Origin of the sequence: Vibrio sp. CB1-14 (assembly GCF_040412085.2) — a bacterium.
In the GTDB taxonomy this organism is placed as follows: Bacteria; Pseudomonadota; Gammaproteobacteria; order Enterobacterales; family Vibrionaceae; genus Vibrio; species Vibrio chaetopteri.
In genome coordinates this window covers 315,515-337,691 of the sequence record NZ_CP115921.1, presented here as the reverse complement: position 1 = coordinate 337,691, position 22,177 = coordinate 315,515, and the positions used below count along the sequence as shown (strand labels likewise).

Annotated in this window: 18 protein-coding genes; 12 read left to right on the top strand and 6 right to left on the bottom strand. The window is 46.0% G+C overall.

Going from position 1 to position 22,177, the window contains the following annotated elements; genetic code table 11:
* Positions 1-212 precede the first annotated feature (212 nt).
* The 6 genes from PG915_RS17665 (at position 213) to pstB (ending at position 5,139) form a co-directional block, all read left to right on the top strand.
* A complete protein-coding gene (locus PG915_RS17665; RefSeq protein WP_353499733.1) occupies positions 213-509 on the top strand; it encodes a hypothetical protein in 297 nt (98 codons plus the stop codon).
* A gap of 87 nt (positions 510-596) precedes the next feature.
* Positions 597-1,226: an outer membrane beta-barrel protein gene (locus tag PG915_RS17660; RefSeq protein WP_353499732.1), complete on the top strand. Its 630-nt coding sequence runs from the start codon at positions 597-599 to the stop codon at positions 1,224-1,226.
* Positions 1,227-1,575: 349 nt separating this feature from the next.
* Positions 1,576-2,397 carry a phosphate ABC transporter substrate-binding protein gene (locus PG915_RS17655; protein WP_353499731.1) on the top strand — a complete coding sequence of 274 codons (822 nt, stop codon included), beginning with the start codon at positions 1,576-1,578 and terminating at the stop codon, positions 2,395-2,397.
* Between the two features lie 93 nt (positions 2,398-2,490).
* Positions 2,491-3,423, top strand: a complete 933-nt coding sequence (pstC, locus tag PG915_RS17650; protein WP_353499730.1) for a phosphate ABC transporter permease subunit PstC — start codon at positions 2,491-2,493, stop codon at positions 3,421-3,423.
* Between the two features lie 5 nt (positions 3,424-3,428).
* Complete coding sequence (pstA, locus tag PG915_RS17645) at positions 3,429-4,292, top strand: phosphate ABC transporter permease PstA (RefSeq protein ID WP_353499729.1); 864 nt, start codon at positions 3,429-3,431, stop codon at positions 4,290-4,292.
* A 97-nt stretch (positions 4,293-4,389) separates the two neighbouring features.
* Positions 4,390-5,139 carry a phosphate ABC transporter ATP-binding protein PstB gene (pstB, locus tag PG915_RS17640; RefSeq protein ID WP_353499727.1) on the top strand — a complete coding sequence of 250 codons (750 nt, stop codon included), beginning with the start codon at positions 4,390-4,392 and terminating at the stop codon, positions 5,137-5,139.
* Between the two features lie 266 nt (positions 5,140-5,405).
* Here the strand turns inward: pstB and PG915_RS17635 are convergent, their stop codons facing one another.
* The 3 genes from PG915_RS17635 to PG915_RS17625 form a co-directional block, all read right to left on the bottom strand.
* Positions 5,406-5,702, bottom strand: a complete 297-nt coding sequence (locus PG915_RS17635; protein ID WP_353499726.1) for a hypothetical protein — start codon at positions 5,700-5,702, stop codon at positions 5,406-5,408.
* A gap of 171 nt (positions 5,703-5,873) precedes the next feature.
* The gene (locus PG915_RS17630) at positions 5,874-7,094 is read right to left on the bottom strand and encodes an MFS transporter (RefSeq protein WP_353499725.1); all 1,221 of its coding nucleotides are present in this window, start codon (positions 7,092-7,094) and stop codon (positions 5,874-5,876) included.
* A gap of 12 nt (positions 7,095-7,106) precedes the next feature.
* Positions 7,107-7,289 (bottom strand): hypothetical protein, encoded by a 183-nt coding sequence (locus PG915_RS17625; protein WP_353499724.1) that lies wholly within the window; start codon positions 7,287-7,289, stop codon positions 7,107-7,109.
* A 201-nt stretch (positions 7,290-7,490) separates the two neighbouring features.
* Here PG915_RS17625 and yjjG point away from each other — a divergent pair, with 201 nt between their 5' ends.
* The 6 genes from yjjG (at position 7,491) to PG915_RS17595 (ending at position 15,261) form a co-directional block, all read left to right on the top strand.
* Positions 7,491-8,165, top strand: coding sequence for a pyrimidine 5'-nucleotidase (yjjG, locus tag PG915_RS17620; RefSeq protein ID WP_353499723.1), 675 nt, complete (start codon positions 7,491-7,493; stop codon positions 8,163-8,165).
* 216 nt (positions 8,166-8,381) lie between these two features.
* Positions 8,382-10,424 (top strand): sensor domain-containing protein, encoded by a 2,043-nt coding sequence (locus tag PG915_RS17615; RefSeq protein WP_353499722.1) that lies wholly within the window; start codon positions 8,382-8,384, stop codon positions 10,422-10,424.
* A gap of 299 nt (positions 10,425-10,723) precedes the next feature.
* Positions 10,724-11,068 carry a c-type cytochrome gene (locus PG915_RS17610; RefSeq protein ID WP_420884629.1) on the top strand — a complete coding sequence of 115 codons (345 nt, stop codon included), beginning with the start codon at positions 10,724-10,726 and terminating at the stop codon, positions 11,066-11,068.
* A 10-nt stretch (positions 11,069-11,078) separates the two neighbouring features.
* On the top strand, positions 11,079-12,500 hold the full coding sequence (ccoN, locus tag PG915_RS17605) for a cytochrome-c oxidase, cbb3-type subunit I (protein ID WP_353499721.1): 1,422 nt from the start codon (positions 11,079-11,081) through the stop codon (positions 12,498-12,500).
* On the top strand, positions 12,497-13,108 hold the full coding sequence (locus PG915_RS17600; protein WP_353499720.1) for a cbb3-type cytochrome c oxidase subunit II: 612 nt from the start codon (positions 12,497-12,499) through the stop codon (positions 13,106-13,108). The genes ccoN and PG915_RS17600 overlap by 4 nt, the downstream gene beginning before the upstream one ends.
* Positions 13,105-15,261: a c-type cytochrome gene (locus PG915_RS17595; RefSeq protein WP_353499719.1), complete on the top strand. Its 2,157-nt coding sequence runs from the start codon at positions 13,105-13,107 to the stop codon at positions 15,259-15,261. The genes PG915_RS17600 and PG915_RS17595 overlap by 4 nt, the downstream gene beginning before the upstream one ends.
* Positions 15,262-15,332: 71 nt before the next feature.
* Here the strand turns inward: PG915_RS17595 and PG915_RS17590 are convergent, their stop codons facing one another.
* The 3 genes from PG915_RS17590 to PG915_RS17580 all read right to left on the bottom strand — a co-directional run bounded on the left by PG915_RS17590 (position 15,333) and on the right by PG915_RS17580 (position 22,046).
* On the bottom strand, positions 15,333-16,955 hold the full coding sequence (locus PG915_RS17590) for a peptide MFS transporter (RefSeq protein WP_353500150.1): 1,623 nt from the start codon (positions 16,953-16,955) through the stop codon (positions 15,333-15,335).
* Between the two features lie 940 nt (positions 16,956-17,895).
* Positions 17,896-20,955, bottom strand: a complete 3,060-nt coding sequence (locus PG915_RS17585) for an efflux RND transporter permease subunit (RefSeq protein ID WP_353499718.1) — start codon at positions 20,953-20,955, stop codon at positions 17,896-17,898.
* Positions 20,956-20,963: 8 nt separating this feature from the next.
* Positions 20,964-22,046: an efflux RND transporter periplasmic adaptor subunit gene (locus PG915_RS17580; RefSeq protein ID WP_420884628.1), complete on the bottom strand. Its 1,083-nt coding sequence runs from the start codon at positions 22,044-22,046 to the stop codon at positions 20,964-20,966.
* Between the last annotated feature and the right edge of the window lie 131 nt (positions 22,047-22,177).

Here is a 22,177-nt window from a genome sequence, read left to right as displayed (position 1 = left end):
AGGGGAAACGAGACCAATCGTTTTGACAACATAGTGGAATGGATGCGCTTTATTAGACATAAAGAAGGTAAAGACCATGACTACTGACATCAAATCAACCAACAACAAAGACATAGACCCAGCAAAATCTTATGAACGCAAAGTCTCGCTAAATTTGGCTTTCTATTCGCGTTTTGCGACTAAAAATAACGCTGTCAAGTAAAGAGGTCTCCATGTCAAATCAATCTGATTTAAACCTGTATTCGTTGGCTGATACTCCACTAAAGAAGTTGGCGCTGGTCACCTTTATTCTCACCAATATTGGTATGTTTGCCGTACCGGCCGGCTTGGGGGCGCTGGGTTCCGCCATGGACTGGCCGGCAGCAGAAACGGTATCGGTGGTAGGAATTGGGTTTGTTATTAACGAGGTGATTCTATTTGGTTCAATAGCCATTTTGGGAAAAACTTTAGTGAGTCTTATTCGCTCAAAGCTTAAATGCCTTTTCCGCTCAAAGAGCAGACATCAATAACGTCACTTTTCACTCCCCCCGCCTTCGTGCGGGGTTGAGGGGTTGTAAACATTTGTTTAATTCCGAATTAACTTAGAGGTGAATAAAATGAAAAAGGCGTTAATAGTAATGTGTGTTGCAGGCATGTCTTCAATCGCGATGGCAGATACGGAATACTCTGGTTTTCGTGTTGGTCCGGGAGCGACCATGGGGCAAGCGACAGAACTTGGTGGTTTAGGTGCTCAACCGAGATTAGAGCTTGGCTACGATGTTAACCGTGTATTTTCAGTGAATGGCTATGTTCAAGGGCTCAAAGGGAAAACTCAAGGGGAATATGCCTTTGATGCAGCTGAACCATACATGGGACAAGTACTACCGCCGGTGGTTGGGGCAGCAGAAGCAGAAGTCGACGGTTGGCGAGCAGGTATCGAAGCTGAGGTAGGTTATGCGTTTGACCTTGGGGTGGTAGATATAAAGCCTTACGTCGCTGTGGGCGTCGCGACTCAAGGTGGCGATTTTGAAGTTAATCATATGAGCAATACGATGCCATCAGATAACTTGGATACCTTAGGATCTGAAAAATTGAGCGGCTCTACAGTGACGGCTGCGATTGGTGCGCGAGTGAACACTGCTTTGGGGATTTATGTTGATACTCGATTGGAGCGGGCGCCATTTAGAAGTCGCGGCATTATCAAGGATCAAACGCAGGGCAGTCTTTCTCTCGGGTACAAATTTTAACCAAAAACCAGAGGTCTTCCTCTGGTTTTTTGCCATTCGGCGACAAAAGAGTACGTGTTTTAGAGTTAATTTAGCGTTTAGAAAGGCTGAAATTGACGAACTTTTGTGCAAACAAACCACTTTATGACAAAGATTACAGTACAATTTTTGACTGTCATATTGGGGTCTATACTCAATTACCCATGATAAAGTACTGATTTTAAGTGATCTTCTCCCATAAACCCCCATCTTCAAAATTCTCATTTGTCATAGACCTTTCAAGGAACTGAAACACAACTGTCATATTCGACCTCTAATCTTGTCAGCGTTCAAACGAAACAAGGCAATCAAGCCACTAAAGGAAATTGTGATGAAAAAGACAGTTATCGGTGCAATCGCTCTACTAGGCGCACTAACAGTGACATCAGCTTCAGCAAAAGAAACTATCTCTGTAGTAGGTTCTAATAGTGCTTCTCCACTGGTTGAAGTTTTTGCAGAAACTTACATGAACAAAGGCGAACCAGTGTTTATCGAAATCCAAGCACCAGGTTCTTCAGCAGGTATTCGTGCAGCGAAGGATGGCAGCGCAGACCTAGGTATCTCTTCTCGTGACCTTAAAGCAGAAGAAAAATCAGCAGACCTTAAAGAGCTAGTTATTGCTCGTGACGGTATCGCAGTTGTAGTGAACCCAAACAACAGCGTAAAAGAGCTAACGTCAGAGCAAATCACAAGCATCTACAAAGGCGAAATTACTAACTGGAGCCAAGTTGGCGGTCAAAACAAGCCAATCGTTGCTATCACTCGTGATACGGCTTCAGGTACTCGTGGTGCATTCGAAGACATCATGAAACTAAAAATGAAGATCAGCGGTAAGAAAGTATCGGCTATCTCTCAACGTGCTCAAGTTGCTAACGGTAACGGTGCACTGAAGGTATCTGTAGCAAGCAACCCATACGCTATTGGCTTCATCTCTCTAGGTACAGTAGACAATACAGTTCAGCCTCTAAAAATTGACGGTGCTGCAGCAACAGTAGATAACGTGAAGAACGGTTCTTATAAAGTTGCTCGTCCATTCCTTGTTCTTTACAAAGATGGCAAACCTTCTGCTGAAACTCAGCAGTTCCTAGACTGGATGGTTGGCGAAGAAGCTCAAGCTATCTCAGGTAAGAAAGGTTACATCACTGTTAACTAAGCAACACCAGTAAATATTTAAGTTGCTCAGCCCACCTTTTCGGGCTGAGCCTTTTGCGCGTCTATCGAAGTAATTAAACATAGAAGCAGAATTATGACCATCGCAACAAATAGTGAGAAGCTTATGAACAATGAAGCGACTCAGTCTGAAGCTCGCCGCCTTAAGGCTCAAACACGAGTTGATTGGAAAGAGAGATTCTTCCACGGACTATTTCTTACCAGTGCAGTAATCGGCATCGTTTCTCTTGCCATTATTGCTTACTTCATCGTTAAAGAAAGTATCCCGGCATTCCAAGAAGTGGGTGTGAGTGGCATCGTATTAGGTCAGCATTGGTTACCACCTGCGCTTTACGGTGTTGCAACTATGATCGTGGCATCGATTGTCTCTACGCTTGGCGCTGTCGTCGTTGGTGTTCCAATTGGTGTTCTAACGGCTATCTTTATCGCAGAAATCGCACCAAAGCGCCTTGCGGATATTATTCGTCCAGCGGTTGAACTACTGGCGGGTATCCCATCGGTGGTTTATGGCTTCTTTGGTTTGATTATCATCGTACCGCTTATCCAACAAGTATTTAATGTACCAGCGGGCAACACGATTCTTGCGGGTATCATCGTATTAGGCGTGATGATTCTTCCAACGGTAATTACCGTTTCAGAGACATCGATTCGCGCTGTGCCACGCACCTACAAAGAAGGCTCACTGGCTCTAGGTGCATCAAAGATTTACACCATTTTTAAACTTCTCGTTCCAGCGGCTCGTTCAGGCATTATGACTGGCGTAATTTTGGGTATTGGTCGTGCTCTAGGTGAAACTATGGCAATCATCATGGTAATGGGTAATGCGCCTGCAATGCCTGGCAGTATTTTGGAATCAGCCCGTACGCTAACAGCAAACATCGCAATTGAAATGTCCTATGCAAGTGGCGTTCACGCAAATGCTCTATACGCGACCGGTGTTGTGCTTCTGGTATTTATCATGATGCTCAACTCAGCTCTCCTTTACTTGAACCGCGAGAAAGCGAAGTAATTATTATGGATACAGTAAAACTAAAGAAAGCGCGTGTTCAAAAAGACGCGATTCTCAATGCCTTTGTTTGGGCAGCAGCGGCAATGACCGTAGGCTTCTTGTTCTGGATCATTTGGTACATCCTATCCAATGGTCTTCAGCACGTAGATTGGAACTTTATCACTGATAACTACACGGCAACGGGTGAAGAGAAGGGCATCTTCCCGATGATCATCTCGACCGTTTACATGGTTATCGCATCGATTGCAGTTGCAGCGCCTTTAGGCATCATGACGGCTATCTACCTAACCGAATACGCTAAGGTAGGCAGTAAGCTGGTTAAGGTTATTCGTTTCTGTACTGAGTCGTTGGCAGGTATTCCATCGATCATCTTCGGTCTGTTCGGTATGACGTTCTTCGTAGTAATCATGGGCTTTGGCTTCTCGATTCTATCGGGTGCACTTACTCTAAGTATCTTGATTCTACCGGTTATTATCCGTACGACAGAAGAAGCCTTAATGGCGGTACCGCAAACTTACCGTGAAGGTTCTTACGGTTTGGGCGCATCGAAAATCTACACCATTTGGCGTCTTATTCTGCCAAGTGCAACCCCAGGTATTCTTACTTCGGTCATTCTAAGTATTGGTCGTGTTATCGGTGAATCTGCACCGGTATTCCTAACTGCAGGTATGGTGGCACGTGTACCAGACTCACTGCTAGATTCAGGTCGTACCCTAACGGTTCACCTGTACAAACTCACAACGGAGCTGTTTACCATGGATGAGTGGAACCAAGCATACGGTACAGCGACTGTACTGATTGTGGTCGTCCTACTTATCAACACGCTAACGAAGTTTATCGCTAGCCGCTTTAACACAGCAACGTACTAATTGAGAACAATTCGACTGATGGTGAGGCCAGACCATAAAGAGCCAAGCCATCAAATTTACACGAATTAACACGACAAAGAATTTAGAGAATAGAGACATGAACAAGTTTAACATTGAAAACCTAGACCTTTTCTACGGTGAAAACCAAGCACTTAAAGCGATCAACCTACCGATCCCAACTCGCCAAGTAACAGCGTTAATTGGTCCGTCAGGTTGTGGTAAGTCAACACTGCTTCGCTGTTTGAACCGCATGAACGACCTTATCGAAGGCGTTAAAATTACCGGTTTGCTAGAAATGGATGGCACGGACATCTACGGCAACATCGATGTTGCAGACCTACGTATCAAAGTAGGTATGGTATTCCAGAAGCCAAACCCATTCCCAATGAGCATCTACGAGAACGTTGCTTACGGTCTTCGTGCGCAAGGTATCAAAGACAAAAAGCACATTGACGAAGTGGTAGAGAGCTCGCTTCGCCGCGCAGCACTTTGGGACGAAGTTAAAGATCGTTTGAAGTCACATGCGTTTGGTTTGTCTGGTGGTCAGCAGCAGCGTTTATGTATCGCTCGTACAATTGCCATGCAGCCTGACGTTATCCTAATGGATGAGCCAACGTCTGCACTTGACCCAATTGCGACACACAAAATCGAAGAGTTGATGGAAGAGCTTAAAAAAGACTACACCATCGTTATCGTTACTCACTCAATGCAGCAAGCGCGTCGTATTTCAGACCGTACTGCGTTCTTCCTAATGGGCGAACTGGTTGAGCACAACGACACTCAGGTTATTTTCTCTAACCCAAGTGATGACCGTACTCAAGGTTACGTAAACGGTGACTTTGGTTAATGGCAGCGTAAGGCTTGCAATTGTTTGAACACAATTTCCATTTATCGCACGATTCGTTTTGAATCACAGCATTAGCGAATGACAGAATTTACTGGCATATCACTATAACTATAAGCGATGGTACTATTGCCCTTCCTTGTGAAGGGCTTTTTTTCGCCTGTAAAAAGTGAGCTTGTTGATAGTTTCGCTGTTGAAAAATACAAACAAAAACGTCAAACCTCGCTAAAGGTTTGACGTTAGTCGTACGTGTTGCTTGTAATAGCGAGCTAGTTTTGGAATAGAAATACGCAACTGGTGAGGTAATCCAACATCTCTTGATGAGATACCGCCTGATCGGTGAGGTAGCCAGTTATCAATCCGTAAACAATGGCGTAGTTTTTGTCGTTGTGTGCGACATGCTCTTGGGCGAAGAAGTCAGAAATCACTTTACTCAGCTCAAAGATATCACTGCGGTCTAATGCCTCAGCGCCTGTATTTTCTGCTGGGGAAAGGTCACCGAGCTTATTCGTTAGCCATTTGACGAGTTGCGAGTCTTCTACGGGACTTTGTTGATCAATTTCCACAATGTAATTCCAAGTATGAGTGAATGCTCTAATGCTAGGAAAGTTTTCACTCTCTTGCCATAGGAGAAAAGTCGCAACTATCGAAGTTAGCGATTGAAGTCACACTGACCTTTTAAAAATAGAAGAAAGCCAACGGATAAACGTTGGCTTAGTGAGATTGTGTTGCGTTAACTAGGCGGTTGCAGTTGCCGTTGCAATTGGGCGCAGCGGCTTATCATTGATTGGCAAATGAATCAGCGCGGCGGCAAAAGCAAGAACAACCGTTGACCACCAGATAGGCTCGTAAGAGCCGTAGTAATCGTAGATCCTACCGCCAGCCCAAGCACCAAGGAAACTGCCTACTTGGTGAGTAAAGAACACCAAACCGTACAAGGTTGATAGGTAACGCGCGCCGAAGATCTGACGAACGAGGCCTGACGTCAGCGGTACTGTACCTAGCCAACAAAAACCGATGGCACCACCAAATAGCGCTGCGGTGTGCTCTGTGACAGGCATCGTCACAAACGCAGCGATCACAACCGTTCTAAATAAGTACAGCATCGACATCACATGGCGTTTACTGAACTTATCGCCCATCAAACCCCAGAAGTACGAACCAAAGATATTGAAGATACCTACGTAGGCAAGAGCCAGTGCTGCACTACTAGCAGGAAGGTCTTTATCAGCTAAGTAGCTTGGTAAGTGTGTTGCGATGAACATTACGTGGAAGCCACACACGAAAAAGCCTGCATGGATAAGCCAGTAACCTTTGTGGTTGAAGGCCTCTTTAAGCGCTTGTTTTAGTGTTAACTCGTTTTCCTCAGCAGCACCATTAGCACTATTTGCTGGACGGGCTGACTTCATAAACAGTGAGAAAGCAATCATCATGGTACAAAGCACAGCAAAGCCCTGCAGTGCACCCTGCCAGCCCATGTCTTCTAGCATCAATTGAGCGCCAGGAATCATCGCGAACATACCAAATGAACCGGCCGCGGTAGTCAGGCCAAATGCCTTAGCAGCATGCTCAGCTGGTACCACTTTTGCTACCGCACCTAAAATGATGACATAGCTGGTGGCACTAAGACCTAAGCCAACCAATGCACCTAATGAGAAGTAAAGCATTGAAGCTTCTGTAGTGACAGAGGTCAAATACAAGCCCACGGCATAGGCGATAGAGCCCATCAAAATGATGCGCTTTGATCCCCATTTGTCCGCAGCCATACCAACAAAGGGTTGGAACATACCAAACAGTAAGTTTTGCAGCGCAATGGCGAAGCTAAAGAATTCACGCCCTGTTTGGAAATGATCGGAAATTGGCATCATGAAAATGCCAAATGACTGGCGAATGCCCAAGCTGACGATAAGGATGCCAATACCCAGCCAAACTAGGGCTGGAAAGCGGAAAATACTCATTGTAATAACACTCTAGTGATGATGGTGGTGTGAGTGATCCATAGGATCAGATGGGTTTTGTTGGTGACACCCACTGTTAATGGCTTGCTTGGCCAAAAGGTCGAGCAAGGTGGGTGAGTGGTGCACCGCCATCAATGCCACGGCAAGAAGCAGCAACATTCGTATTAGCTGAGCAAAAATGGATTGTGAGAACATAAACTCAATTCGCGTTGATGCGCAAAAGTGGCGTTAAAAAAGAGCGCGCAGTGTAATGATCTACCGGGTATGACTCAAATGACATTTAGTGAAGTAATGTATGCATAAAATGCATACATAAATATCAACGTTCTCACTGAGTACCTATTCGCCATTTGAACGGTTATAATTCTGCCGTTCATCACTAGGGATACAACAATAATGAAGTACGATTGGGTTCTGTTTGACGCAGACGAGACGCTGTTCCACTTTGATTCATTTGGTGGCATGAAGCTTATGTTTGAGCGTTTTGGCGTTAATTTCACGCGTGACGACTATGACGCGTATCAACTGGTCAATAAGCCGTTATGGGTGGACTACCAAGATGGCAAAATCACTGCTGATGAGCTTAAAATCATCCGTTTTGAAGGCTGGGCTACGAAACTTGGTATCACACCTTTTGAGTTAAATTCTGCATTTCTAGAGGCGATGGCGGATATCTGCACACTGTTGCCCGGCGCAAAGGAGTTGCTTGACGCACTTTCAGGCAATGCAAAACTGGGTATCATTACCAATGGCTTTACTGAGTTGCAAGCGATTCGTCTTGAGCGTACAGGGCTTAGCGACTACTTTGAGCACGTGGTTATCTCTGAGGAAGTGGGCGTAGCAAAACCGGACCTCGGGATTTTTGACCATGCTCATCAATTGATGGGGCTACCATGCAAAACTAAAATTTTGATGGTGGGCGATAATCCTCATTCCGATGTACTTGGCGGTATTAACTTTGGTATTGAAACGTGTTGGTTAAACACACAAGGTGTTCAGACGCCAGCGGGTATTCACCCACACTATGAAGTGAACTCCCTCGAACAGCTTAGAATGACGCTGTTCGCATAAGCCTCGGATATTCCGAGTCATAGTCGACTTTGGGGTGAATTGTGAGAAATTGTAAACTCAGCTTTGCACTTTGCCCCTTTAGAGTTACTGACTATCTTCACATTCAAACATTTGTTCGGTATAAATCTTCACCTGCATTTAGTACGATATGTTGAAACTTCGGCCGAGGGAACTTTGGCCTAGCCGAACGAATGAGTAGTTCTGAGTTTCTGTATCATGTCTTTAAAAAATCTTCCTACGCTGCAGCAATTTATTGATGCGCTCGATGACCATATTTGGGTCAAGAATGCTGATGGTCAGTATGTTGCTGTCAACGAAGCCAGCGAAACCGCTTGGCGTCATTCTCGCGAATATATCTTTGGTAAGACCGACGAACAATTGTTTAGTACGGAACGCGCTGAGTATTTTAAACATATCGATGAGAAAGTGATCGCTAATGGCGGTCAGCGAACGGTTGAAGAGTGCGCTGCGCTAGATAGAGAGGGCAACGAAGTTTGGCTAGAGACAGTAAAATCTCCGATAAAGGATGAGGCCGGAGACTTGGTCGGTATCATTGGCATGACGCGTAACGCCACAAGAAGAAAGCAAGTAGAAGCTCGATTATCGCTTACTTCAGAGATATTTAACAATTTCCAAGAAGGCATGATGATCACCGATCACAATGCTAACATCATGGACGTTAACCACGCATTCACTGCCCTTACTGGTTATGAAGAAGCTGAAGTGATAGGGCGCAACCCGAGCTTTCTTCAATCTGGTCAGCACCATCCCGACTTTTACACTGAGCTGTGGCAACAGTTAAGGGAGTATGGTCAGTGGAAAGGGGAATTCATTAACCGTAAAAAGAGCGGCAGTATTTACCCTCAGTTGGCGACTATCAGTGCTATTACCGATGAAAGCGATGCGATCCTGCACTATATTTGCGTATTTGAGGACATTTCACTGCGCAAAGCGCACGAAGAGAAGCTGCGCCGGATGGCCTTCTTTGATCCGTTAACCAATTTGCCTAACCGTGTTCACCTTACCCACTTATTGGAACAAAGCATTGCTTTGGGCGAAAAGAGTGATACTCCATTTGCGACTTTGTTTCTCGATCTTGATCATTTTAAACACATCAACGATAGCAAAGGGCACTTGTTTGGTGACCAACTCTTAGCGCAAGTTGCTGAGCGTTTACAAACGATGCAAGCAGGGAATGCAACAATAGGCCGAATTGGTGGTGATGAGTTTGTTATTATTCTTACCGATTATGATTGTGAAGCGACACTGCTCGATATTATCGATCAGACCTTAGGGGTATTTAATACACCGTTCGTGTTTGAGCACAATGAGCATCTTCGAGTGTCGGGTAGTATTGGCGTCGCACGATATCCGAATGACGGCTATGATAGTGAAACATTGCTCAAAAATGCCGATACGGCCATGTATCTGGCTAAAAAGAATGGCCGTAGTGGCTACGCTTTCTACTCCCCAGATTTAACCGACAGATCGGTGCAGCATGTACGTATTCAATCTGCCCTTCACGATGCTGTCGACAAAGAGCAGCTCTCGCTCGCTTACCAGCCACAATATCGCCTTGAAGATAACGCTCTAGTTGGCGTAGAGGTGCTGCTACGCTGGGAACACCCAGAACTGGGCTTTATTCCTCCGAGTCTTTTTATCCCAATTGCAGAAAAAACAGGGCTGATACAACACATTGGACAGTGGGTGTTAAAAGCCGCGTGTCAGCAAGGAAGAGCGTGGATAGAGCAGGGGCTTTCCTTTGGAAAACTGGCGGTGAATGTGTCAGCCTTACAACTACAAAGAGCGGAATTTGTAAAACAGTTGGCCGATATTACCGACCAAACGAAGTTTCCTTTAGAACAACTGGAAATTGAAATTACCGAGAGTTTTCTTCTTCATAATCAGCAGCATGCGTTTAATACATTGAATGAGTTACGTGAGCTAGGAGTCGATGTTTCGCTGGATGATTTTGGTACCGGCTACTCTTCTCTTTCTTATTTGAAAGGTCTGCCGATCAACAAACTAAAGATTGATCGCTCATTTGTGAATGATGTGCCAGAGCAAAGTGATAGCAACGCGCTAGTACTTGCGATTATCGCCATGGGTAATGCTCTAGACTTGCGTGTAGTCGCTGAGGGGATTGAAACCGAACAGCAGATCGACTTTCTTACCCAGCATGGTTGTCAGTTTGGTCAAGGCTACGCCTTCGCTAAGCCACTGACAGAGAAAGACTTCGTTTCCTTAATTTCTTCGTAATTGTCGGCAAACCTTATCGTTCTAACTTGTAAGGTTTGCCAAGTATATCCTTAAAGAAAATACGCCTTTGTTTGCACTATTGTTGTCGCTAACCCGTAACAATCATCGTTAGGGCTTAGCGATGTTAGAACACGGGCACATCACCCTCAATAAAGAAAACACGTATTAATCGCCGGTGATTTTTGACTGACCACGTAACCCGTTACTATGCTTTCTAATCAAGTTAGCTTTATCAAGAACGGTAAACGTTACGTCAGTAAGTATGCAGTCCTGACTTTCGTCAAACAAGGAAGCGCATCATGGGTAAATTTACCTCCGGGGTGATTCTGGGTCTTTTCACTGGAACACTCTTGTTTTCATTTCAGACGCTCGCAGATGAGCGATTCAAAGTGGGTATGGAGAAAGCCAAAACCTGTGCCACCTGTCACGGTGACGAAGGGATCTCCAGCATTGAGTCCTACCCCAACCTACAAGGTCAAAAGATGGGATATCTGATGACCGCTCTTCGAAGTTATCAAACCAGAGAACGCAGTAGCGGCCTTGCTGTTCTGATGCAACAACAAGCTGACGCATTGAGTGATCAAGATATCGCTGACATCGCGTACTACTATTCCAAATTAGGCTCTGACGCCAACAAGCAGTGAAGGAGCCTTTATGGACATCACGGCGAATCACTACGACATAAAAGTCGTTCGTTACTTTATTTTAGCGTCACTCATCTGGGCAGTTGCTGGCATGGTGATCGGCGTTATATTGGCTGCTCAGCTCTACTGGCCTGTGCTCAACTTTAACTCCGAGTACTTTCAATTCGGCCGGCTCAGACCGCTTCACACCTCTGGCGTGATATACGGATTTGTCGTCAACATACTGATGGGGACTTCCTTGTATATTGTTCAGCGCACATGCCAATGCGCGCTGTTCAATAAAAGCTTGTCTTGGATGGTATTTTGGGGCTGGCAGTTGGTGCTGCTTCTTGCACTTATTTCTTTGCCGCTAGGTTACACGACATCGAAGGAGTACGCAGAGCTCGAATGGCCGATCGATTTACTAATCGTGTTGGTTTGGGTGCTTTATGGCGTACTGTTTTTCGGTACGATAGCGAAGCGAAAAGTCGAACACATCTTTGTTGCCAATTGGTTCTTTGCAGCGTTTATCATCGTGATTGCGATGATATTTGTCGTTAACAACCTGGCTATGCCAGCTTCGTTTATGAAGTCATACTCCGTGTATGCCGGAGCGCAGGATGCTATTGTCCAGTGGTGGTGGGGGCACAACGCCGTCGGTTTCCTACTCACCGCAGGGGTCATTGGTATGAACTACTACTTCATACCTAAAGTTGCCGACAGACCTATCTACTCTTACCGTCTTTCGATTATCCACTTCTGGGGCTTGGTGGGCTTTTATACCTGGGCAGGTACACATCATCTCATCTACAGCTCGGTTCCACTGTGGGTGCAGAATATTGGTATCGTGATGTCATTAATACTTTGGCTCCCATCTTGGGCAGGGGCGTTTAACAGTGCGATGACCTTACTTCAGAACAAACAGAAGCTGAAAACCGACTATATCATGCTGTTTTTCTTCTCTGCCATTCTCTACTACTGTCTTGCCACGTTTGAAGGGCCGCTGCTTGCGATTCGTTGGTTCAATATGATTGCGCACAACAGTGAGTGGGTGATAGGACATGTCCATTCCGGCGCCTTAGGTTGGGTTGGTATGTCAGGGATTGCCGTATTCTATTACTTTATCCCTAAGTTATGGGGTAAAAACGAGCTCTGGTCACCAAGGTTGCTCAAGTGGCACTTTTGGCTTGCTCATGCTGGTGTTGCTTTATATGCCATTGCGCTTTGGGTAGCGGGTATCGGAGAAGGGGTGATGTGGCTTGCACAAGGCGATAATGGCGAGTTGCAGTACAGTTTTGTTGAAGCGATGAATTTCAAAGCACCGTGGTTGTTCTTACGCTTCTTTGGCGGAGCGCTGTTTGTTCTTGGCTTATTCCTGATGGTCTTGAACCTCTACAACACGGTGCGCACGCCGCTTACTCGTCGGGTGAGTAGTGAAGGAGGCGTATCATGAATGCTGATTTTACTAAGTCTTTGGTGATATTGATCGTATCGACCGCTGTGGTGGCGTCTTTCTCCATTTTAGTATGGGTGCTTCCAAATTTATTACGTACCCCAGAGCTCGTTCAGCAAAGCCAAGCGAAGCCGCTCACGGCGATAGAGGTGGCCGGGCGAGATATTTATATCAGTGAGGGGTGCCATGTGTGCCACACGCAAATGGTTCGTCCACTTGAACCTGAGATAAAACGCAATGGCCGCGCCAATCAAGAGTCTGATGATATTTATGAGTTTCCGAATCTATGGGGCTCGAAGCGCACAGGACCTGATCTCACCAATCTAGGCAGAAAGTATTCAGATCAGTGGCATGCCATTCACCTGATTGATCCACGCCGCGTTGTCCCAACGTCCATCATGCCTGCCTATCCTTGGTTGTTCGAACAAGTTCTGTCTGGCGATACCATAACCGGAAAGATGCAAACTTTGAAAGCACTAGGTGTGCCTTACTCTGAGGATGAAATTGCCAACGCAAGGTTAGAAGTTAGAGGAAAAACCAAGGGTGAAGCGCTGATCCGCTACTTGCAAAGTCTTGGTGTCGATACAGCTGAGGAGAGTGTGCAATGAGTAGTTTCTGGACTCTATGGGCTGCCGTGGGCACCCTTGTATTCTTCGTTCTAATGGTCGCTGTGATTGTTAAGTATTGGCGCAATAATCATCAAGCGGACAAAGACAAAGTGCTCGACACGTTCGATGGCATTGAAGAAAAAGATGCGCCGCCGCCAAAGATATTGTTTGTTTCCTATTTTGCTGCGTTCGTTATCTCATTTGGCTATCTAATCTTATATCCGGGGATCAGCGGTTGGTCAGGGTTGCTTAATTACGATCAGGCCGACGACAAGCTCAGCGCGCCGACGACAAGCCTTGATGCTCAGTTTTCCCTGGTACAAGACCAGTCTCTCATCTCGTTGGCGGACAACACTGAGATAGTCTCTTCAGGGCAAATGTTATTCCAAACCCATTGTGCTGCTTGCCATCGCGACAACGCGCAGGGAGCGAAGCATTTCCCAAACCTTATCGACAATGAATGGATGTACGGTGGATCCGATGAGGCTATCATCCATTCCATCGAACTCGGTAGAAATGGTGCGATGCCCGGGTGGGTAGATGTGCTTAGGCCAGATGAAATCGCTAAAATTTCTTATTACCTCGCATCACTCAACCAACGCCATACTGATGTGCCAGAGGTTAAGGTGGAGCTTGGTAAAGACTTGTTCGTGAAAACGTGCTCTTCTTGCCATGGCGACGGTCGCTTAGTGAATATGGAAACGGGCGTACCTGATCTATCCGACAACATTTGGCTTCATGGAGGCAGCATAGAAGAGATCCAACACACCATACGTGCAGGGTTAAATAATGTGATGCCTGCCTTTGGTGAGCAGCTCTCTCAAAATGAAATCCTCGCGATTGGTGCTTATATCACCCACGCTCGCTTGCAAAACGATAACCGACTTGCGTCACTGGATGCAGAGGCGGTTGAACGCGGCGAGTATCTGGCTCATGCAGGAGACTGTGTGGCTTGTCATAGCGCCGAGGGGGGAGAGCCGTTTGCTGGTGGCCTGCCGTTTGTCACGCCATTTGGCACCATTTACTCAACTAACATAACGCCTCATGTCACAGAAGGTATTGGTAGTTATGACTACGAGGACTTTAGAGCCGCTCTCGTTGATGGTAAAGGGAGACATGGGTATCTATATCCGGCAATGCCGTTTACTTCCTACCAACATGTTACTGAGCAAGATTTGCGCGATATGTGGGAATACATGCAATCTATTGGTGCTGTATCAAGACGAAATGACGCCAATCAAATGATGTTCCCGTCGAACATTCGCTTAGGTCTCCTTGCCTGGGACATTGTTTTTGCCGATCGCAAACCAATGGAATACGAAGTGCCTGCCGAACTACAGAATAAAGTGGAGGATGTAGAAAAGTGGCAGCGCGGTAAATACTGGGTTGCTGGATTGGGTCACTGCTCGGAATGCCATACGCCAAGAAATATCGCTCAAGCGCTCGATAATGATCGTATATTCCAAGGCAATTTAATCGACGGATGGCATGCGCCGGACATCACGGCAGAAGAGCTGTTTATCGATGGTTGGGATCTGACTTCTTTAACTGATTTCCTCCATACAGGTCACTCTGATAAGGGCAGTGCGTTTGCTGGTATGGCCGATGTAATCAAGAACAGCTTGAGTTTGATGACCAGAGAAGATATTGAATCCATGTCTTATTACCTATTGGCGGGTGACTCCAATAATATGATCAGTGATGCCGCGGTACGATTAGAGCCCAAAGGGTTTGATGAAGTCTCGTATGCAGAAGATATCTATGCCACCTACAACCAAACTTGTGGCGCATGTCATGGGCCAGACGGTAAAGGACGAGATCCCATTGCGCCAACTTTGCTAGATAATGGCATTATCATGCACAGTGATCCGTTCAATACGATCGCTGTAACTATTCGCGGGCTCCAGCCTACGTATTTAGACAAAGAGCGAAATTTTATGCCGATGGCGAGCTTTGAAGATGTGTTGTCGGATAAAAAGCTGGCAGAGCTGATCACCTTCGTTCGACTCCATTTGGGGGCACGTGAAGTGCCAGTCACGGAAGAGGATGTGAAACAAGTGAGGGAAATGTTGGAAAAAGCAGGCTACTCAGGAGGTTTACACGTTACGCCTGAAATGTATGACCAGCGTGATGGCAACATTAACGTCAACTAAGCCTGTTTTGATCTGGGTTTAATGGGAAGAAAAAGGCTCGCTAAATTTAAAATAGCGAGCCTTTTCTATGGTTAACTTTCCGCTTCCGTCAGTTCCACTTGCTCTTTCGGTTGATGAGCATCCGCTGCGGCAAGCATCTTGCGAATTGCAATGGATGAGAGCAGAGCAACGAGCACCATTACAACGGCTAACATCGTTAATAAACCAAAGTAGTCACCATAAACGGTTTGCACGAACTCTTGAGTGATTTCTTGGCCTTTCTCTGCTGCGATTGAAGTAGAGAACACAGCGCCAACAATACCAGACAAAGCGATTGCCACTGAAAATAGGCTTACCGAGAAGTTCTCAATGTGTTTCGGTGCCACCGATAGAATGAAGGCGACAACTAATGAACCAACAATGACTTCAGCAAACGCTTGGAAGAAGTGAATCACGAGGAACACCTCAGGGCGGATAATCACATCTTCGCCAACATTCTTCACTGCAAACGCCAAAATACCAAACGCAATCGCTGTCATGATGAATGAAAAGCCAATCTTGGTGGCGGTCGTAAAGTGGATGTTGCGTTTTTCTAGTCCAGAGAAAGTCGCTGCAATCACAGGTCCTGCAACAATACACCAAAGTGGGTTCATCGACATTGACGCTTCAGGTGCGATTGGAATGATGCCAAACAAATCACCACGCATGGTGTTGATGGTCACCATAGTCATTGATGTCATCATTTGTCCGTAATAGACAAAAAACGCTGTCGTTAGAACGGTAACAATAATGATGGTTCCCATGCGAAGTGCATCGGCTTTTTCGGCTTTTAACATCAGTGAGATGAAATAACCAATAGCAGTCAAACCAATGGCGTAAACGATGTTTTTACCGATGTCCATGTTCGAGAACATAAAGAACACCATGCCGATCATGGCCACTGAAGTAATCGCAAACTTGATCCAGTTAGCGCTAGAGACTGGCGCTTTATCAATATCTGCACCGATACCTTGCAGCTGTTTTCTGAATGTGAACAGCATAAACAAAGCCGTAAACGCCAAAATTCCGGAAAGCGCAAAACTGCCATAGAAGCCAATCACCAAAACAAACATTGGGAATAGGTACTGGCCAAGTAGGGCGCCAATGTTGTTCACTGAATAGTTAACAGGGTAACCATTTTCAAAGTCTTCTTGGCTTTTGAACGTGCGCTTATAAAGGCTTGGGTAAGATGGGGACATTAAGCCACGTGCGTAACTTGCCAGTGCGATACCAGCGAGACTTATTGGAATGTTAACGGTTGATGCGCCCAGAACTAGCAGAGCATAACCACAGGTAAAACCAAGGTAGGCGATGGTTAAAGACCGAAACGCGCCTAGAAATTTGTCGGCGATAAAGCCACCTGCAATGGCGAACAGTGGGCCGATAGATGAGAAGGCACCGACGACCATCATGGTGTCCGCTTCGCTGTAATCGAGGTTCTCGAGGAAGAATCGAGTTAAGATGACCATGACGCCGTAAAATGATAATCCAAACATCATTTGGCAGAACATCATGGATTTATTTAGTTTATTCCACATAACTTTGTCCTTAATAATTGCTATTAAGCGGTTTAAATGTCCGAACTTATGATAGCAGACAAGATTTGTTACATGTTTTATCGCTGGGTGAGAATGTGGGGCGCGAGCACGAGTTTTTCTAATCAACAAGGTGAGTATTACTAATGTGGCGGTATTTATGTTTGCAGAAGACCGTAGCTAATCTATAGTCACCTTAACAGCCCATCGCTTCGAAAGAGGCGATGGGCTGTTTTTACTAATGTCTCGTAACACTTTTCCAAGCGGCTCTCTTGCTACTTGCAATAATGACTTCAACAACCTGCCAGCCTACGCCCGTAATTTGTCGAAACTCGGGAACATTCAGAATAAAACGAGCCCCACCATTCTGAATTAGAAAGTACTTCATTATTTTCCTCTTTGTGCTTTGTGTTAGGGAAGTGAATAGCCAAGCCAACAACGTATTAGTTTGCTCAAGCTTTGTGGTAGATGCTAGGGCTGATTGCGATTCATACCAATTGAGTTTGTATTGGTCATTCGAATAGATAATTGAGCGAGTACGATGAGACTGGCGTAAGCCTTAAAAAATTTTCCGCAAGCCTTATCTCCATCGTGGGCACTGTATCCATTGTGAAATCCGTTAGAACATGCAAGATTCACCAATAAGTGAAACTTCTGGCTAGTTCAAAAACTGAGCAGTTCATTGATAAAATTACCTCTCCCTTTAAATGACCAAAGAATTTCTGATTGAGCTTTGCCGAGCGGCGCTCGCGAGTGATTCATTATGTCAATTTCTAAAGGGTAGGATGGAGCAGTGGCAGCAAACGGATTTGGTACCTAAAAATTAAATTAAGTATCAGAGGCGAAAATGAACGATTTGACCGACATCTGGGGTTATATAGTAAGTCACCCGACAGAAGCAATAGAAGTGTATGGAATGTCCTGTCTGGCTATATACGCGCTATATCTACAATTTGTAACTAAAGGGCAGCAGTATTAACGTGAATCAGGCAGTTGCTTTGTACTGTTTATAGTAGGTGTACACGTTTGAGGCTCCCCCCGATGTAATCAAGGGGAGCTGTGAAGGAACTTATAACTCAATTTACTTAGCTGTTTTCTTCACCATCAAGCGATACATGACAGGAACAAAATAGAACGATAATAGTGTTGTCAGTACTGTACCACCGGCAATGGCGACTGCAAAAGGTGGCCAAAAGCCACCACCTGCAATGATTAAAGGCATGAAGCCACCCACAGTGGTAATGGTGGTGGAGGTAATGTGACGGGTACACGACATGACGGCATCAACAGAAGCGTCGATATCACCACTGGCGGCTTTTTCATCCATTCTTAGCTCAGCGAGTATGACGATCGCGGCATTAATTGCGAGTCCCATAATACCCAACATCGCAATGATAACGGTAAAGCCAAACGGGTAGTTAAAGATCCACACAGACAACAGACCTAAACCGCCGGCCAGGCCAGCCACCATGAAAATGATTGAGCTTAGTCTAAATGAGTTGAACGACATCACCACAACTAAGACCATCAAAACCACCACGACAGAGATATTGGAGATGAGCAATGCCACCGAGCGATCGCGCTCAGCGGATTCACCACCAAAATCGATGTGGTAGCCAGAGGGCAAAGTATAAGATTCAAGTCTTTGTTGAAAGTCGATTAACACTGTTTGTGGTAATACGCCTGCTTGAATATAGCCTTCGATAGTATTAACCCGCTCACCATTGCGACGCGTAATAGCACCACGGCTGGTTGTCAGCTCAAGTTCGGCCAATGTCGATACGTTGACGCCAGTGGTGTAAACCTCAGAAGCAATAGGCAATCTTACGTTACCAAGGTGTGATAGATTTTCGCGCTCTTCATTGGCGACTCGAACACGTATTGGGATCGACTCACTGCCTTCCGTCACAGAGCCTGTTTCTCGCCCTACCATGGTAGCCTGCAACATATTGGCAAATTGATTGAGTGAAATGCCATTAAGCTTTGCGGTGTCTTCATCGACTTTAAGCCAAACTTTGGGCGTGCCAGGTTGAAGCGTTTCTCGCGTATGCGTGACGTGAGGTGTATTAGCCAAAATAAGACGAATATCTTCACCTATCGCTTTGAGTGTATTTAGGTTTTTACCATAGACTCGAAGCTCAATAGGGGCGCGGAACGGAGGGCCTTGTTCGAGCTTTCTCACTAAGATCTGTGCTCCAGGAAGCTCGCGATTTAGGCGAGCTTGCAGATTCGGTATTAGCGAATTAGCCTGCTGAAAGTTTTCCATTTTAACCATGGCCTGTGAAAAATACGGTGCGTTATTTTGCGTTGCTTGTAGGTTGTAATAGAAAGAAGGAAAGTTAGCACCCACTAGCCAATCAACACGCTCAACGCCCGGGTTGTCGCGAATAATGGCATCGACGTCCTTAGTCGTCGCTTTCGTCGCATACAAGCTAGCTTGTGGCGGCAGATATACTTGAACCTCAAACATATCTCGATCCGAGGGTGGGAAGAATTGCTCGGTTAGCTGAGATATACTCCAATAGCCCGTCACCGGGACGGCGAGAACCGCGACGAGTGAAATAGCTGGATGTTTGATGGCTAGTCTGACTGACTGGCTAAATCCACGGGTCAACGCTGGAATGCGTAGGCCGCTGTTATACCAATGGTTGCCAGTGGCATGGCTTGGCAGCAGCATAGTCGCAAAGCCTGCGATTACGGTATGCGACAGAATATAAGAGCCAACCAACGAGAACGAGACGGTAATGGCAATCGCGCCAACAAACTCTCCTGTTGCGCCCGGCATTAAGAAGATAGGCGCAAATGCCAAAATGGTGGTCAGTGTGGAGCCAAGGAGCGGCACCCATAAGTGGGAGATAGCATTGATGGTTGCTTCTAGCCTTGCTTGACCTTTGAGTCGATAGCTCTGAATTGTATCCACCATGACCACCGCGTTATCGACCATGATTCCCAGCGCGACAATGAGTCCGGTTACCGACATTTGGTTAATAGGAATACCCGTCATTTTCATCAATGACAAGGTGATCATACAGGTCAGTGGCAGGGCTATCGCAACGAGTATGGCTGCGCGTACACCAAGGGTGACAAAAAGTACGATGAGGATAAGAGAAAAGCCAATCAGCAGGCTTTTACCTAAATCGACCAAACGTGTTGTGGTGTAACCTTGTTGGTCGAATAACAGAGTGACTTTGATGTTGCTTGGAAGGTCGCGTTCGAACTGATTGATGACCGTTTTTGCTCGTGCCGTCCATTGATCAACTCGAAGTTCCGGCTCCATGCGGGCAGCAATAATCACACCAGGATGGCCATCGATAATTGCCACTTCACTTTCTGGTGTTTTTTGGCTTCGAGTGACGGTTGCAATGTCTTCCACACGGATGATATGTCCGTTCCTAGCGACAAGAAGAGGCACCTGTTTGATTCGCTCAATCGAATCTAGTTCAGATTCAATTTCCAAGCCGAATCGCGAGAACTGGCTTACTAGTTGCCCTGCTGAGTTCTTTGCATCAGCACCACGCAGGCTATCACCTATTTGAATGCTCGATGCCCCAAACGCTGCAGTATCTGCGGTTCGTAGGTTTACTTGGATCTCTTCTTTCGGCATGCCGTATTCATCAACAAACTCGGTGCCAGATAAAGTGCGTAGCCTCTTCGCTAGCTCCTTGCCATAACGACCTAGTGTCAAAATATCCGATTCGCCCGCACCGTCCCAAGTCAGTGAAGAGATGACAGTAAATGCATAGGTATGATCGCTATCGAGATCGGGTGGTGCGGTTCCAACTGGAAGTAACGGTTCAACATCTGAAAGTTTGTCTCTGGCTTTTGACCAGATAGGCTCTGGCTCTGTCACTTCGTCTTTGAGCTCAATAGTGACGATAGAAACTCCAGGACGCGAACTGGATGTGAGCAACTTAACTTCACTTAGCTCGCGCAATTTGTTTTCTACGACTTCAGTGACCAGTGTTTCCACACGATCGGCGCTCGCACCAGGAAAACTGGTGGTGACGTTGGCAAAGCGATTACTAATGATGGGATCTTCTGCCCGTGGCAATGAAGTAAACGCGGCCAGACCGCTGACGATCAATAGTGCGGTAACCAGTAGCAATAGACGAGTATTAGTGATTGCATCAATAAGCTTCATAATGATCCTTATTGCTGCGCAATTTGAACAGGTTGCCCTGGTACTACACGATGCAATCCACTGGCGATAATGGCTTCGCCATCTTCTATAGCCCCGGATACAAATGCGCGCTGACCATCAGCATAAAGCACGTTGATGCTGCGTCTTTCAACTTTATTGTCCTCTCCGACCACGTATACGTTCCAGACGCCACGGAGTCCATCGATAAGCGCAGTAAGAGGAACCCAGTAACCGCTGTCTTGCACCGTTTCATTAAAGGAAAGGTAGGCCAGTTGACCTTCTAGTAGGTCGGGGTTTTCGGGTAATTGATATCTAAGCCCAACGCTTCGTGATTGGGTGTCTACCATCGCACCCGGATTGAGCAGTGTTGCGGCATAGTCGTTGTCATCGACTCGGATGATAGGAGAGGTGAGGGCGGTAACACGCTTTAGCTGCTTAGCAGGGATGCCAATAAATGCCTCTTTCCCTTCTGTTGCAAGCAGTACAAATGTCGGGGTACCCACATTGACAACGTCACCTAACGAGACGTAACGCTCAGCGATACGTCCCGCGTACGGAGCCAGAATAGTCGACTTCTCGATGCGCAGTCTATTAGCGCGAATTGCCGCTTCCAAACGGACAAGATTCGCTTGTAGGACGCCTTTTTCGCTGGTAAGTGCATCGATTTCTGCATCCGCACTAAACCCTTTGGATTTTAGCGATTGTTGACGTTTGAAGTTGGCATTGACGAGCTTTAATTGCGCGCGCACCTCTCTGTCCTGGGCGTTAAGTTGACCAAGTTCCGTTTTCAAAAGGTCGGTATTGAGTCGCACTAAAGCAGTACCTTTTGCAACGCTATCACCAACATCGACCAAAATGACCTCAATCTTACCCGCTAGCTCAAAGCCAAGTTTAGCTTGTTGGCCGGCTTTGACTGTGCCTACGTATTCTCGCCTCACTTGATAGGAAGGGGTGAGTTCGACATCGGTAGTGGAGACTGTTAATGGCTCGACAGCGATGAGGTCTGTTTCATTTTTCTCGCTACAGCCTAAAACTAGAGCTATAGCACTTAACACTGATGCTTTAATTAGTATTTTCGAAGTGCGCATCATTAATTCCTATACAACCAACTGCAATGTATAGGTTAATCAATGAGTTTCACTGCTGTCTACCTTGGGTATGTTTATGAAAGGTAAAACACCAAGAAGATGGTCGGGGTGTGAGGTTGATCGGAAAATGAGCA

What these genes read in the sequence shown, in the direction of transcription:
- yjjG (WP_353499723.1), top strand. Translation starts at nt 7,491, where the DNA reads ATGAAGTACGATTGGGTTCTGTTTGACGCAGACGAGACGCTGTTCCAC.
- pstB (WP_353499727.1), top strand. Translation starts at nt 4,390, where the DNA reads ATGAACAAGTTTAACATTGAAAACCTAGACCTTTTCTACGGTGAAAAC.
- ccoN (WP_353499721.1), top strand. Translation starts at nt 11,079, where the DNA reads ATGGACATCACGGCGAATCACTACGACATAAAAGTCGTTCGTTACTTT.
- pstC (WP_353499730.1), top strand. Translation starts at nt 2,491, where the DNA reads ATGACCATCGCAACAAATAGTGAGAAGCTTATGAACAATGAAGCGACT.
- PG915_RS17630 (WP_353499725.1), bottom strand. Translation starts at nt 7,094, where the DNA reads ATGAGTATTTTCCGCTTTCCAGCCCTAGTTTGGCTGGGTATTGGCATC.
- PG915_RS17660 (WP_353499732.1), top strand. Translation starts at nt 597, where the DNA reads ATGAAAAAGGCGTTAATAGTAATGTGTGTTGCAGGCATGTCTTCAATC.
- pstA (WP_353499729.1), top strand. Translation starts at nt 3,429, where the DNA reads ATGGATACAGTAAAACTAAAGAAAGCGCGTGTTCAAAAAGACGCGATT.
- PG915_RS17600 (WP_353499720.1), top strand. Translation starts at nt 12,497, where the DNA reads ATGAATGCTGATTTTACTAAGTCTTTGGTGATATTGATCGTATCGACC.
- PG915_RS17625 (WP_353499724.1), bottom strand. Translation starts at nt 7,289, where the DNA reads ATGTTCTCACAATCCATTTTTGCTCAGCTAATACGAATGTTGCTGCTT.
- PG915_RS17585 (WP_353499718.1), bottom strand. Translation starts at nt 20,955, where the DNA reads ATGAAGCTTATTGATGCAATCACTAATACTCGTCTATTGCTACTGGTT.
- PG915_RS17615 (WP_353499722.1), top strand. Translation starts at nt 8,382, where the DNA reads ATGTCTTTAAAAAATCTTCCTACGCTGCAGCAATTTATTGATGCGCTC.
- PG915_RS17580 (WP_420884628.1), bottom strand. Translation starts at nt 22,046, where the DNA reads ATGATGCGCACTTCGAAAATACTAATTAAAGCATCAGTGTTAAGTGCT.
- PG915_RS17655 (WP_353499731.1), top strand. Translation starts at nt 1,576, where the DNA reads ATGAAAAAGACAGTTATCGGTGCAATCGCTCTACTAGGCGCACTAACA.
- PG915_RS17595 (WP_353499719.1), top strand. Translation starts at nt 13,105, where the DNA reads ATGAGTAGTTTCTGGACTCTATGGGCTGCCGTGGGCACCCTTGTATTC.
- PG915_RS17610 (WP_420884629.1), top strand. Translation starts at nt 10,724, where the DNA reads ATGGGTAAATTTACCTCCGGGGTGATTCTGGGTCTTTTCACTGGAACA.
- PG915_RS17665 (WP_353499733.1), top strand. Translation starts at nt 213, where the DNA reads ATGTCAAATCAATCTGATTTAAACCTGTATTCGTTGGCTGATACTCCA.